Raw genomic sequence first — 13,717 nt, forward strand, 5'->3', positions numbered from 1 at the left:
TGATTGTATCACGAATGAAAAGGAGATAAAAGAAATTTACTTTTAGCAGGAGAACGGGGCAGGTACTTTCGCATTGCTTTTTCGTATAATTCTTGCAGAGAACAGGATGATGGTTGTAGTAAATTTCAAGGAGGAGCATGGTTTTGCCACATTTAGGACACCTTAAAGGATCGTAGCCGAAAGAGGCTATGATGGAGCTGCGCCATTTGTTGAAGCTAAGGAGAAAAGGACGGGCTTTTTGGGAAATAGCCCGGAAAAGGAGTTTGTCTGATTCGCGGTGCCTTGCATAAAGACCGTAATAGCGAATGATTTTAAGGTGCTTTTCTGGGATGTGTTGAATCAAGCGGGAGATAAAGTCTAAGGCAGGGAGTGTTTCAACAATAAGTTTTTCATCCTCATGGCGGTTGTAATGGAAGGTGACGGAATCGCCATTGTAAGCATCAATGCGGGAAGTGGCAATGGGAGGGCGGCCGAGATAGCGACCGATATATTTGGAGACAGCATAGGGGTTGCAAAGATAGGATTTGGCATAAACATAAAAGCCGTTCCTACAGTGTTGATAGCAAAAAGCTTTCATTTTTTTAAAAGAGGGACCGAGTTGGTGATGAAGTACATTGAGGAGTGCGGTACAAAAGGCGCTGCGCAGAAAAGAGAAGTTGAAATGAGAGAGTTTGCGCCAAAAATTATCGTGACTAAGCCCGCCTTCGGTAACAAGACAATGAATATGTGGATTCTATTTCAGGTCACGGCCGAAAGTATGAAGGACACAAATAAAACAGGGAGTAAAATTTTTGGATGTATTCACCTTAGAAAATAAGCGGAAGATAACGCTTTGGACTGCGGAAAAAAGGCAGTTAAGAAGAGAACGGTTGTGGAGGAAGAAAGGGCGTAGCTGCTCAGGGATAGTGAAGACACAATGGCGGTGAGTGCAGGCAAGGAGCTTAAAAGACATAGAAGTGGTACGGTGGATGGAATACATGTTGCCACAGGAGGGGCAAAAGCGGCTGTGGCAGCGAAAGGGAACAAACTTCCATTCTGCGCAGTGGGGACAGTGGTACATTGCGCCGCCGAAAGAAGGGTCCCCGCAGTGAATCATTTTTTCAACATTCTCAATAACAGAGATACGGGGATGTAAAATATAAATCATTTCTTCATAATGGTCTGCAAAGATAGTTTGTAAGATATTCATAAAACTATTATGAAGGAAAACGTAACAAAAGGAAACCCCTAATTCCCTCAAGATTGAGGGGCAGGGGAGTTGAATAGGCGAAGCCTATTTTTTATTTTAGAGTATATAAATGAATTTCAATGGCTTCCTAGGCTTTCTTATGGAAAGTTATCTGATCTCGATACTTTTTGGGTGAGATACCGCGCCGTGCTTTAAAAGCATTGATAAAGCTGGCAGAAGAACTATAACCTAGAAATTCTGCAATCTCAGATACAGAGACAGAAGTCGTTCTTAAAATGAGCTTAGCATAGTCAATTTTTGTAATCGAGACAAATTCCAACGGTGAATACCCAGTTTCTTTTTTAAATATATGTGAAAAATAGTAAGGACTTAAATGTGCATAGTCTGCCAACTGCTGTAGAGTAAAATGCTGTTCTATATGATTTTTAATATATTCAATCGTTTTTGCGGCCATATCTGAATAAGGAGATATAGAGGCAGGGAGTGTATCATTTGAGGATTGTATAAGACATAAAGTACTATATACGACAGAGGAGAGAAACGCATCGGATGCTTGTTCCTGATAGCATAGCTTCATAATCGGTTCATTGATATTATGATAAATATCACCGGCATTTTTTAGAGTAAAAACAGGTCTTCCATTCTGTTCGATTAAATGATCTGCCAGATTCGTGGCATATTTTCCATCAAAATGAAAAAACAAAAATTCACAATTATCAGTACAGTAATATTGCTGAGGCTTATAGCAGTTGAGCAGAACAATGTCGTTAGCGTGAGCAGTATAATGTTTTCCATTATAAATTAGTTCGAGAGAACCATTTATAATAAAAAAGAAAAGAGGCGGCCGTGTTCCCTCATTTTTAATGTTATATTGTCCATCACACTGGTAGTATCCACAGCTTACCATATAATAATAGTATTTCTTAAAGGTATCAGAAGGGTTAAAAAAGCACATATAAGAGCCTTCTTTTACTCCAATTTCTTTCCAAATCATAGAATTCCCTCAAACATTTCACTTATTTTTATGAATAGTACTCCTTGAAAACAGTATATCTATATCAGATAAAAAAAGCAATATGAATAAATTTTTCCGCATTACACAGTATTGAAAAAATCTATATTGGAGAATATTGTTTTACATAAGAAGACAGTAATTACTGTAAGACAGGAGGAAAAAATATGAAGTATTATCTTGGCTTAGACGTTGGGGGAACAAATTTTGCAGCGGGAATTATAGACGAAAACTACAGAGTGATCGAAAAAATCAGTGTTCCTGCGGGTGCGGGAAGAAGTATAGAAGAGATCACAGAGGATATGGCAAACGTTTCGTTAGAAGTGGTAAAGAAAGCGGGGGTGGATATATCTGATTTTACTTCCTGGGGAATTGGCATGCCAAGCTTTGTAAATCCTAGAACGAACCTGTTAGTCCATGCAAATTGTTTTGGGTGGAAAAACGTACCTATTTATTCTTACTTAGAACGACATATTCCACTTCCAATTTATATTGAAAATGATGCGAATTGTGCAGCTCTGGGGGAAACCTTGGCAGGAGGAGCAAAAGGATATGAAAATGTTTTGATGCTGACTCTGGGTACAGGACTTGGGGGAGGCATTATCTTGAATAAAAAAATATATGCGGGCGCCGATATGATGGGGGCAGAGTTAGGACACACAAAGCTTGTCTACAATGGTGCCGCGTGTACATGCGGACAATATGGATGTGCAGAGGCATATTGCTCTGCTACTGCTTTGATTAGGCAGGCAAAGGAGGCGTTGGAGAGAGATCCAGAATCTTTGATGGTTAGATTGTGTGACGGTGACATTTCCAAACTGGAGGCAAAAACGGTGTTTGACGCAATGAAACAAGGCGACGATACTGCGAGACAGGTGATTGAACAATATATAGATTATTTGTCCTGTGCAATATCTAGTTTTGTGGTCATTTTCCGGCCGGAAATTATTATATTAGGAGGCGGTGTGGCAAATGCAGGAGAAATTTTACGCAGGCCGTTGCAGGAAAGACTGCTTGTGAATACATATGCAGGAAGCGAAATCGGTGTTCCGGATATTAAAATTGCGGAGTGTGGAAATGACGCGGGGCTTATTGGAGCAGCAATGCTAGAGAAGTATGGCATGAATAGAAATCAGAAATAGAAGGAGGCGGCGCAAGAATGGTGAAATTTGATGTAGAAGGAAGCCAGAATGTGGAAGTAAGCGAGAAAATTCCATGTGAAAAAAGTTTAGTCAGACAGTTGGAAATAATGGAGGAATATACCGCTGTGCATAAAAAATTCAGCGGGGCTTCGAAAGAGAGAAGAGAAGTGGAATGTTTAAAGGTTATCTTTCCTCAGATGTTCCGAACTATTGAGAAACAGGATTTGTTTGCAGGAAGGCTAGATTTTCTGCCGATTGGATTTGGAACTGTAACCTCAATCGGCGGGGTGGGACATTACTGTGTATTCAATAAACTGCGTAAATTTCAAGAGGAGATTAAGAAGCAGGGGGAAATCTACTATGACAGGGTGGAAAATCTATATCAATATTGGCTTGAGCATGATTTAAAGACACAGTATTGTAGGGAGGTTTTGACAGAGACGACCATTGGACGTTTTATCGACGTAGAATATCCATTGATTGCAACGGCGCGACTGTCTGGAATGATGCTGGATTACCCCAAATTGTTAGAAAATGGTGTGGGCGGATTAAAGAGAATTATTTCAGAAAAACTGACAGGTACACCAGACAATGAATTTTATAAAGCCAGTCTGGAATGTTTGGAGCTTGTGACGGTCAGTGCAGATGCTTTAAGAGAGCAGGCACAGAAGCAGATAGAAGAGTTAAAAGAAACTGACAGTAAGAGGAAACAGGAGCTTTGGCGGATAAAAGAGGGCTTAGAGAAAATACGGGAAGACAAACCCTCTACTTTCCATGAGGCTTTACAATTATTCTGGCTGTATGCGCTGCTCGCAGGAGTAATTAATTACGGACGGCTGGACGATTTTTTGGGGCCTTACCTCGCAGCGGATCTGGACAGCGGACGTATGACAGAGCAGGAGGCATATGCGTATATAAAATCCCTTTGGACGATGATTGAGAATCGACGTACAACAGTAAACGGGCGTGTAATTGTCGGAGGAAAAGGAAGAAAACACCCGAAAGAAGCGGATCGTTTTTTACATATAGCGATGAAGGTGTGCAAGGACTGCCGGTATGTAGAGCCACAGTTTACACTACGTCTTACGCAGGATACCACAGAAGAAATATGGAAAGAAGCATTGGATGCTCTCGGCGCAGGCGCAACGTATCCTACTCTTTACAATGATGAGGTGAATGTTCCGGCGGTGGCCTATGGAATGCGTGTAAGTGAAGAAACTGCAAAGAGGTATGTTCCGTTTGGGTGTACAGAATTTGTACTATGGGGACAAAGTACGGGAACACCGAATATCTGCATTAATTTGTTGAAGCTTTTAAACATCTACATGAACGAAGGAATTGACCCTATGGACGGCAAGTACAAATTAGGGGAAGTTTCTCCAAAGAAACTGGAAGAGATACAAAGCTTTGAGGAATTTTATGACGGCTATAAAGAAGTTCTGGACTATTATATGGATTTGTCTGTGCAGGCGCAATATCGTTCCTATGGCGTGATGAATGAACAGGTCAGCTTTTTGTTCACAAGTATACTTATGGACGACTGCATTGAAAGAGGAAAGGCTTTATTAGACGGAGGAGTCAGATACCTGGGAGGAACCTGTGAAACATATGGAAATATAAATGCTTCGGATTCATTGTGGGCAATCAAACACCTTGTATTTGACACAAAGCGCTATACCTTAAGAGAAATAGAAGAAGCTGTGTTGGCTGACTACTGTGGGTACGAGGACATAAGAAAAGCCTGCCTTAACTGCGATAAGTATGGAAACGATCTGGAAACGGCAGACGGCATGGCAAATAGTCTGTATGAGTACGTATCTAAAGGCATACGTAACCGCGGAATTGAAATAGGGATGCAGTATTTTTTGATCGTAATCAGCAATAATTCTTTAAACACAGAATGGGGAATCAGGACGTCTGCATCTCCGGATGGAAGACTGTCGGGAGTATATATGAATCCTGCAAACAATCCGCAGGGTGGAGCAGACAAAAACGGGCCGACAGCGATGTTGAATTCTTTGACTACATTTGATGCAAAATACCATGCAGGTTCTGTACAGAATATTAAATTTGAGAAGAGCATGTTTAATAAAAATAAGGCTCTGATTGAAGCAATGTTTAAGGCATACTTTGAAAAAGGCGGGTGCCATCTGATGGTAACAGTAGTGGACAAGGGAGCCTTGGAAGATGCAATGATACACCCAGAAAAATATCCTGATTTAATCGTGCGTGTCGCCGGATATTCAGCGGTATTTATCCATCTGGATCGAAGTGTTCAGGAAGAACTGTTGAGTCGTTCACTTTACGGAGAGGCGGGCGTGTGATGAATAGGAGAACGCTTCCTGTGTCGAATATCGAACGCTTTGCGATCCACGACGGGCCAGGTATCAGAACGACGGTTTTCCTCCAAAGCTGTCCGCTGCGGTGCCAGTGGTGCGCAAACCCAGAAGCACAGACGGAAGGAAAACATTTGATGTTTTTAGAACAAAAGTGTGTGGGATGTGGAAGCTGTGTAAAGAATTGCCCGCAGCATGCAATTACAATACGCGAAGGGAAAGCACGTGTGTGTCGGGAAAAGTGTATTGTATGCGGGAAATGTGCGCAAACTTGTCCAAATGAGGCATTGAGTATAAGTGGAAAGCAAATGACGCCGGATGAGATATATGACATTGTAGTCAGGGACAGTATTTATTATGAAAAAACAGGCGGAGGAGTGACCTTTTCAGGAGGGGAGGCACTGCTCCATATCGAAGAAATTGCCATACTAACAGACAGGCTGAGAAGAGCTGGAATCCATACGGCGGTAGAAACCTGCGGGTATGTACCGGAAGCATATATAAAAAAAGCGGTACAAGCGATAGAGTTGTTTTTATTTGACATAAAAACATTAGATGCAGACAAGATGAAACGATACACAGAGGGAGAACTGTCTGTGGTTCTGAACAATTTTACATATGTTGCAAAATGTGGGCCAGACAGAGTGACGGCACGTATACCAGTGATTCCAAATTTGAACCATACAGAAAAAGAGATGCTGGAAATCTTCCAGTTTTTAGTAGACAACCATGTGAAAAAGGCAGATCTTCTGCCGTATCATACGCTGGGGATAACAAAATATAAGCAACTTGGAAAAGAATATCCCTTTGACTGCAGAGAAAGCTTAAGACCGGATGAACTGATAAGGTACCGGTCCATAGGGGAAGAAATGGGGTTATGTATTACAATAGGGGGATAATCCAATCCCCCTGTTTATTTTTATATAATAGGAAATTTCGATAAATTTCCTATTATACAAAAAGCCCTCCGGGCAGGATGCGCACGCCGCAATAAGGAAATTTTACCGCTTTGCGGTATTGCGGCGGCGCGCAAAGTGGGCTTGCCCACTTTGTTCACTATTTTTGAGAGAAGAGGAAAAGTGTATGAGAGAATTAATATTTTTAGAAACAGAATTTAAGAAAATGATATGGGGAGAAGAACAATGGGTGATAAGTGCCAATGAAAAAGGGGATTGCAGAATAAAAAATGAAGGTTGGAGAGGAAAAACGTTATCGGCATTATGGAAAGAAGCTCCGGAACTATTCGGAAATATAAAAAAAGAATACTTCCCGCTTTTGGTGAAAGTGATAAAGGCGCGGGAAGATTTGAGCATACAGGTACACCCTGATGATGTCTATGCAGAAGAACACGAAGAGGGAAGTCCAGGTAAAAATGAATGTTGGTATATTCTGGAGTGTGAGAAAGATTCCTACCTGATTGTAGGACATAATGCAGTAAGTAGACAGGAATTAAGGCAGATGATTGAGGAAGGCAGGTGGATGAGTTTATTTAGGAAAGTTCCGATCAAAAAAGGCGATTTTATAAAGATTGATGCGGGGACTCTTCATGCGATAAAAGGAGGGATTACACTTCTTGAGATTCAGGAAAATTCAGATATTACTTACCGAGTGTATGACTATGGAAGGAAGAAAGACGGGAAACCAAGAGAATTGCATACACAAAAGGCTCTTGACGTTATAAAGGTACCGGCAGAGAGCACAGAAACAAGCATTTACAGGGCGGAAGCTATTTGCAAAAACCAGGAGGAAATCCTGGGAGAAAATGCTTATTACAAGGTTTTTAGGATATATGTTTTAGATTCTTTCAAAATGGAGCAGAGGTTCCCGTTTTTGATTGTGAGTGTGGTGGAAGGATCTGGGAGGATAAATAATATGCATATTAAAAAAGGAGATCATTTTATCATATCGGCAGGTTATGGAACGTCAGAATTCAAAGGAGAGATGGAATTGATTTGTTCCACGTACCCTGTACTACAGAAAAAATAGATATAATTTCAATAAGTTTAATTTTTTTTTGCACATTGATGATAAAATATGATAAAATATGATAGAGAGAAGGTTGTTGCTGAAAAAATGAAATAGGAGTAGGATATGATTGCGTTAGAAAGAAAAAGGTATATTTTAAATGCGCTTAATGAAAAAGGGATTATTAATCTGAGGGAAATTGCGAAAGAGCTGAATATGGCAGAGATAACAATACGGCGTGATTTTGAAAAGCTGGAAGCGGAAGGAAAGTTAAAGCGTGTACAGGGGGGCGCAACCATTGGAGAGGATTCGCAGAATGATGTAAGTGCAGAGCTTACTATGAGCAGAAAAATTTCTGTTCATATGAAAGAAAAAGAACTGGTTGCACGTTATGTCGCCAAAACTGTAAAAGAAGGGGAGTGCGTTTTTATCGACGGAGGGACGACCATGATTCCGTTAGTAGCAGAGCTGGTCAAGAAAAACGTGCATATTGTTACGTATAACACGTTGATTTTAGAAAAGCTTGCGAATCCGTCGGCGAAGATATTTATGATTGGCGGGGAGTATTCGCCTTATTTTAATATGAATGTCGGAGCAATGGCACAGGATATGCTGCGTCAATTCCATTTTGACAAAAGCTTTATCAGCTGTGTGGCTGCCAATTTGGAGCAAAAAGCGGCTTATATGGCGGAGACAGAGAGTTTGATTATGAAAAAGATTGCTATGGAGCAGTCAGATAATAATTACCTGCTGATAGACGCGCATAAATTTGAGGCGAACGGGTTCTTAAAATTATGTGATTTTTCGAAATTTGACAAAATCTACTGTAATGAATTCCAGACGGATACGGCCCTTCCGGATAACATTACTATGGTGAAAGCGGATATATGAGAAAAAAGTTTAAAAATGATAATAAATGATAATTAATGATATAAAAAGATAAAAAATGATTGACAACGTCCGGCTGCGGTGGTATGATAATTTCAACATACAAAGTTGAATAAGGAGACAGTGTTTTATGAAGACGAAGGATGAAAGAAAAAGAGCAATTTTGGAATCCTTTAAGAACGGTCTGATTGTTTCCTGCCAAGCGCAGCCGGACGATCCAATTTATAGTGAAGAAATGCCGGTGAAAATGGCAGAGGCGGCAAAATGGGCCGGAGCCGTCGGGATTCGGGCAAATTCACCAGAGCAGATACGCGCGATCCACAAGGCTGTGGATTTGCCAATTATCGGACTGTACAAGATTTGGAATGAAAATACAGATGTATTTATTACACCGACCTTAGAAGCAGCGATAGAAGTCTATGAAGCAGGAGCAGAAATTGTTGCATTAGATTGTACAGAACAAGAGATTAATGGACGAAAAGCTTATGAACTTTTTCCGGAAGTAAAAAAAGCATTGCCAGATGCGATACTATTTGCCGATGTTTCAAATTATAGGGAGGCAAAGAGAGCCGTTGAAATGGGGGCGGATATTGTAGGCCCTACTTTATATGGTTATACAAAAGAAACAAAAGAAATTGAGATGCCGGATTTACGAGAGTTTGCAAAAATGTGCCGAGACTTGAAAGACGAAGCGTATGTGGTGATGGAAGGGCATATCTATACACCCGAAGATGCTATGAAATGTATTTATCTGGGAGCACATGCTGTAGTTGTTGGAAGTGCAATTACCCGCCCGCATCTGACAGCGAAGCGTTTTGTGGATCTGTTGAGTGGATACCAAAATGATTGGCGTACAGATGAGAGAAGAAAACATTAGATAAAGGATCAAAAATGAGAAATTGGAGGATGCGGTATGAAAAAATGGAAAATAGCAATTATGGGATGTGGCATGATTGCACAGGATATTTACATTCCACAGATAAAAAAGATGTCGAAAGCAGAATTGGCAGCTGTTTGTGATATTAATGCTGCACGTGCCAAAGAATGTGCGGAGAAATTCGCGATTCCGCAATGGTACAGTGATTACGACGAGCTGCTGGAAAAATGTGAATTTGATATTTTGATGGATATAGCCTCCATACCGGCACATCACGAGATTAATATGAAGGCACTGAAAGCCGGAAAACATCTCTATTCACAAAAACCGGTAGGGCTGTCTGTAGAACAGGTTACAGAACAGATAGAGGCAGCGAAGGAAGCGCATGTGAAATATTCAGCCTCTCCGATTCATCTTCTTCGGCCCGACATTAAAAAGGTGCGTGAGATTATTGCAAACGGAACAATCGGAAAGGTGACAATGATCCGTGTACATGCCTCCCATGGAGGGCCAGAATATTTCCAGTACAGAGATGCAGATCCATCCTGGTTTTTTAAACCAGGGGCAGGGGCGTTATATGACATGGGTGTTCATGGAATTACAATGGCAACGGCAGTCATGGATCGGCCGGCAAAGGAAGTGGGATGTATGGCGGCAATATCTGAACCAGAGAGAACGGTACGCTCTGGAGCTTTTGACGGGAAAAAGATAAAGACGGATATGCTTCCAGATAATTATTTGATTACTCTGAATTGGGGAGACGGCTGTATTGGAATTATAGATACGGGCTTTTGCCAGAAGGCTTCTACCGTAAATATGCTGGAAGTATATGGAACACTTGGGACGGTAACGATACTTGGAGAACTGCGGATTGGAGAAGGGGATGGGGTTCGGTTGTACCTGGATGATCCAGAAAAGAAAGCAAGAGGCTGGATGGATCCACTTCCACAGATGTATCCAGATAAGGAATTTGAACAGGCAGACAGCATAGCTGATTTGATAGAAGCGATAGAAAATGATACAGAAACAGGGCTGCCGCCAGAGCATGCAAGACATGTAATTGATATTTTGTGTACCATACCAAAGGCAGCAGAAGAAAAACGCATTTTACCTCTTCATACAGAGTTTTAAAAGGGAAAAAGGAGGAAGCATATGATAGCGACAGGTATTTTTACAGGATATTACCCGATGACAATAGATGAAACGATTGCACAGATTAAAAAAGATGGATTTTCATGTGTACAGTTAGATGTTTCTTTTAAAGATTGCGATGCAGTAAAAGAATATTTAACAAAAGAAAAGGCAAATCTGATTCGTGACAAGTTCCGCGACGCAAACCTTCCTATTGTGGCTGTGTCTGCATATACAAATATTATTCACCACGATGCAGAAAAGAAGAAGGCAAATCTTGATTACATAAAAATGATGATGGAACGAGCGTTAGATCTAGGGTGTCCATATGTAGCAAGTGAGACCGGAACCAAAAATATAGAAAGTGACTGGGCCTGGGATGAAGCAAACGCGGGAGAACTTGCATATGAGGAAACAGCAGAAACGATTGCGGAGATCGTAAAGTTTGGAAAAGAAGTGGGAGCTACCTTTATCGTGGAGAACTACGTAAACAATGTAATTGGCTCTATTGAGCAGGTACAGAGACTTTTTAGCGACATCAACATGCTGAACTTAAAGCTGATTTGTGACCCGACGAATTATTTTACAGAAGCTTTAATGGACGATATAGATGGAGAACTGAACCGGATTTTTAATGCTCTTGCAGATAAGATGGTGATTGCACATGCAAAAGATATAAAGCTGGCAACGGATACTTCTGTAAAAGTGGCGGATATTGATGCAGATGAATCGCATTGTTTCCGCGGTTCTGGCGCCGTAGAACTGCCGGCGGCTGGACTGGGATGCCTGAATTATGATTTATATGTAAAGCTTTTAGCAAAGTTCCACCCGAACATGCCTCTTATTATTGAACATCTGGATGCAGGGGATATTGCAAGAGGAAAATCCTTTGTCGATGCAGTATTAAAACGTCAGGGTGTATAACGGATAAAGGATGTTCCCCTTGGACTGGCAGAACAAAGAATATCCTCGGATTAATAATATTCCCTTTGAATGTGTTCGCCAAGGTCAGAGTTATTGTACAAATCTATATGAAAAGTGCACTTGTCTGCGCGGGTGACAGAGGAAGTATATTCAAATATAAAGCCGGATTCAAGACTAGAAATACGGTGAATCCGATAGCCAGCTACAGGCAGCGCACTTTGACATTGAAGCAAATCCGCCTCTTTTTCACTTAGAATAATTGCTTCGATATTTTCAGAGGCGTGATGCAGGTTTAATTTGTAATGGTCGGTTAAAATATGGTACAGAGAGGAGGATTCAAAATTAAATTGTTCAATGCCATTACACAGGTAATATGGAATATAGGTTTCTTCAATCAGAAAAGGCACGTCATTGCTGCATCTTAACCGTAACAATTTGAAAACAGTGGTTTGCTTTCCGGGCATTTTCAAGATGTCCTTCACCGACGAAGGCGGAGACTGTATGACAGATGCTTTCAAAATCTGAGAGGAAGGAACCATACCAAGAGCGCGCATATCCTCAGAGAAAGAATATAGATGATTCATATTTCTTTCTACTTTGGGAATAGTCACAAAAGTACCTTTGCCGCGGCATCTGGTTATATAGTGCTCTTTGGCAAGAAGATTCATTGCCTGCCTGACAGTAGTCCGGCTGCAGCCTAAGATATTACACAAGGTTTCTTCTGGAGGCATCTGTTCATCAATATGCAGTTCTTCCGCCTGTATTTGTATTTTGAAAAAAGAGGCTAGCTGCATATAGAGAGGAACCGTACTGTCATAGGAAAAGTGAAATGACTCTTTGAATTTATTAATATCCATAAATACCCTCCTGATGTTGCACTTATTAGTATATTACTAATGTAATCTTAATAATAATTAATGTCAATATAGATTAAATGTGCAATTTGACGAAAAAATAAATATTGGGATTTGATAGATTGAAAAAAATGACAAAAAATGATTGACAAGTAAAAGTATTAAATGTATGATACAAATACAACATATCATATTAAAAGACAAAAGTAAAGGAGGAAAGAATTATGAAAAGAAAAGTTGTAAGTGTGATGTGTGCAGTTGTTATGGTTGCTTCTCTTATCGTTGGATGTGGAAGCTCTGGCGGCAAAGAAGAAACGAAGGAAAGCGGCGATGGAGCAAAAGCAGAGGTGTCGCTGGAAGGGGATATTTATAAAATTATCCCTGAGGGAGATTTAGTGGTAGGATTTTCCACAGGTTCCTCAGGTACTTCCTGGAGAGACCAGATGATCGACGATTTTACGATTGTCGCGGAAGAATATAAAGAAGCGGGCAGAATCAAAGATTATAAGATCGTAAACAACACAACAAACGGAGATGCGACAGAGCAGGCAAATATTATCCGTGATTTTACATCAGATCCAGAAGTGAATGTCATCATTGTAGACGCAAATGACAGTACCGCTTTAAATGAAGCAATTGCCGATGCGCAGAAGGCAGGAAAATTAGTTGTGATTGCAGATACAGGATGCGATGCTCCGGGTGCATTAAATGTTGTGCTTGATCATACGGCATGGATGACGAAAAACGTAGAATTTGTGACAGAGGCTCTTGGCGGAAAAGGGGATCTTATTTACATCAATGGTCTGGACGGAAATCCAGCAGATAATGCCAGACAGGAAGGCGTAGATGCGGTACTTAAAGAAAATCCGGATATGAAGATTTTACAGAAAACATCCGGAGGATGGGATCAGACAAAAGCAAAAGAAGCATGTGCACAAATTTTAAGTACAACACAGGATGTTGACGGTGTTCTTACACAAGACGGTATGGCATATGGCTGTCTACAGGCTTTCCAGGATGCAGGAATGCTTCCGAAAGTGATGATAGGAGATCCGGGATTATCATTCTTTACAGAATGGAAGAAGTTGATGGATGAAGGCGCAGATTTCCAGGCATGCGCACAGCCAAACCCGCCGGGAGTTGCAGCGACAGCATTGAGACTGGCTGTTAATATGGCTGAAGGAAAAGAACTGGATGAATCTAAACTGGACGGAAATACATATTCTTATATTGTAGGTTCTTTCTATACAGAAGAAAATTTTGATGAAGCATGGGAAATTCTGCAAAAAGAATCCGGTGATTACCAGCTGGATGAGTGGTTGACAGAAGAAGAAGCGCTGGAATTATTTAAATAAGAGTAAAGGATGGGGTTCTTCTCTCACGATGACAGGAAATATAT

Annotated in this window: 11 protein-coding genes and 1 pseudogene; 9 read left to right on the forward strand and 3 right to left on the reverse strand. The window is 40.8% G+C overall.

Going from position 1 to position 13,717, the window contains the following annotated elements; genetic code table 11:
• Window positions 1-8 precede the first annotated feature (8 nt).
• Both H8S37_RS17800 and H8S37_RS16835 read right to left on the reverse strand, forming a co-directional pair.
• Window positions 9-1,189 (reverse strand): annotated as a pseudogene (locus H8S37_RS17800) (IS91 family transposase).
• 127 nt (window positions 1,190-1,316) lie between these two features.
• Window positions 1,317-2,183, reverse strand: a complete 867-nt coding sequence (locus H8S37_RS16835) for a helix-turn-helix transcriptional regulator (protein WP_186877232.1) — start codon at window positions 2,181-2,183, stop codon at window positions 1,317-1,319.
• Window positions 2,184-2,368: 185 nt separating this feature from the next.
• Between H8S37_RS16835 and H8S37_RS16840 the strand changes: the two genes are divergently transcribed.
• From H8S37_RS16840 to H8S37_RS16875, 8 genes are all read left to right on the forward strand, one after another.
• Window positions 2,369-3,343: an ROK family protein gene (locus tag H8S37_RS16840; protein ID WP_186877233.1), complete on the forward strand. Its 975-nt coding sequence runs from the start codon at window positions 2,369-2,371 to the stop codon at window positions 3,341-3,343.
• A 17-nt stretch (window positions 3,344-3,360) separates the two neighbouring features.
• A complete protein-coding gene (locus H8S37_RS16845) occupies window positions 3,361-5,667 on the forward strand; it encodes a pyruvate formate lyase family protein (RefSeq protein ID WP_186877234.1) in 2,307 nt (768 codons plus the stop codon).
• Window positions 5,667-6,578 (forward strand): glycyl-radical enzyme activating protein, encoded by a 912-nt coding sequence (locus H8S37_RS16850; RefSeq protein WP_186877235.1) that lies wholly within the window; start codon window positions 5,667-5,669, stop codon window positions 6,576-6,578. The genes H8S37_RS16845 and H8S37_RS16850 overlap by 1 nt, the downstream gene beginning before the upstream one ends.
• A gap of 184 nt (window positions 6,579-6,762) precedes the next feature.
• Window positions 6,763-7,665: a type I phosphomannose isomerase catalytic subunit gene (locus H8S37_RS16855; RefSeq protein ID WP_186877236.1), complete on the forward strand. Its 903-nt coding sequence runs from the start codon at window positions 6,763-6,765 to the stop codon at window positions 7,663-7,665.
• A gap of 105 nt (window positions 7,666-7,770) precedes the next feature.
• On the forward strand, window positions 7,771-8,535 hold the full coding sequence (locus tag H8S37_RS16860; RefSeq protein ID WP_186877237.1) for a DeoR/GlpR family DNA-binding transcription regulator: 765 nt from the start codon (window positions 7,771-7,773) through the stop codon (window positions 8,533-8,535).
• 127 nt (window positions 8,536-8,662) lie between these two features.
• Window positions 8,663-9,409, forward strand: a complete 747-nt coding sequence (locus tag H8S37_RS16865) for an N-acetylmannosamine-6-phosphate 2-epimerase (protein WP_186877238.1) — start codon at window positions 8,663-8,665, stop codon at window positions 9,407-9,409.
• 36 nt (window positions 9,410-9,445) lie between these two features.
• Window positions 9,446-10,540: a Gfo/Idh/MocA family protein gene (locus H8S37_RS16870; RefSeq protein ID WP_186877239.1), complete on the forward strand. Its 1,095-nt coding sequence runs from the start codon at window positions 9,446-9,448 to the stop codon at window positions 10,538-10,540.
• Between the two features lie 21 nt (window positions 10,541-10,561).
• Window positions 10,562-11,464: a sugar phosphate isomerase/epimerase family protein gene (locus H8S37_RS16875; RefSeq protein WP_186877240.1), complete on the forward strand. Its 903-nt coding sequence runs from the start codon at window positions 10,562-10,564 to the stop codon at window positions 11,462-11,464.
• A 50-nt stretch (window positions 11,465-11,514) separates the two neighbouring features.
• On the opposite strand, the gene H8S37_RS16880 is transcribed toward H8S37_RS16875, so the two are convergent.
• Window positions 11,515-12,321, reverse strand: a complete 807-nt coding sequence (locus H8S37_RS16880; protein ID WP_186877241.1) for a GntR family transcriptional regulator — start codon at window positions 12,319-12,321, stop codon at window positions 11,515-11,517.
• Window positions 12,322-12,542: 221 nt separating this feature from the next.
• Here H8S37_RS16880 and H8S37_RS16885 point away from each other — a divergent pair, with 221 nt between their 5' ends.
• Entirely contained in the window at window positions 12,543-13,673 is a 1,131-nt protein-coding gene (locus H8S37_RS16885; RefSeq protein WP_186877242.1) for an ABC transporter substrate-binding protein, read from the forward strand.
• The last annotated feature ends 44 nt before the right edge of the window (window positions 13,674-13,717 follow it).

The organism is Mediterraneibacter hominis, assembly GCF_014287475.1.
GTDB lineage: Bacteria > Bacillota > Clostridia > Lachnospirales > Lachnospiraceae > Mediterraneibacter > Mediterraneibacter hominis.

What these genes read in the sequence shown, in the direction of transcription:
- H8S37_RS16840 (WP_186877233.1), top strand. Translation starts at nt 2,369, where the DNA reads ATGAAGTATTATCTTGGCTTAGACGTTGGGGGAACAAATTTTGCAGCG.
- H8S37_RS16875 (WP_186877240.1), top strand. Translation starts at nt 10,562, where the DNA reads ATGATAGCGACAGGTATTTTTACAGGATATTACCCGATGACAATAGAT.
- H8S37_RS16880 (WP_186877241.1), bottom strand. Translation starts at nt 12,321, where the DNA reads ATGGATATTAATAAATTCAAAGAGTCATTTCACTTTTCCTATGACAGT.
- H8S37_RS16870 (WP_186877239.1), top strand. Translation starts at nt 9,446, where the DNA reads ATGAAAAAATGGAAAATAGCAATTATGGGATGTGGCATGATTGCACAG.
- H8S37_RS16835 (WP_186877232.1), bottom strand. Translation starts at nt 2,183, where the DNA reads ATGATTTGGAAAGAAATTGGAGTAAAAGAAGGCTCTTATATGTGCTTT.
- H8S37_RS16845 (WP_186877234.1), top strand. Translation starts at nt 3,361, where the DNA reads ATGGTGAAATTTGATGTAGAAGGAAGCCAGAATGTGGAAGTAAGCGAG.
- H8S37_RS16850 (WP_186877235.1), top strand. Translation starts at nt 5,667, where the DNA reads ATGAATAGGAGAACGCTTCCTGTGTCGAATATCGAACGCTTTGCGATC.
- H8S37_RS16860 (WP_186877237.1), top strand. Translation starts at nt 7,771, where the DNA reads ATGATTGCGTTAGAAAGAAAAAGGTATATTTTAAATGCGCTTAATGAA.
- H8S37_RS16865 (WP_186877238.1), top strand. Translation starts at nt 8,663, where the DNA reads ATGAAGACGAAGGATGAAAGAAAAAGAGCAATTTTGGAATCCTTTAAG.
- H8S37_RS16855 (WP_186877236.1), top strand. Translation starts at nt 6,763, where the DNA reads ATGAGAGAATTAATATTTTTAGAAACAGAATTTAAGAAAATGATATGG.
- H8S37_RS16885 (WP_186877242.1), top strand. Translation starts at nt 12,543, where the DNA reads ATGAAAAGAAAAGTTGTAAGTGTGATGTGTGCAGTTGTTATGGTTGCT.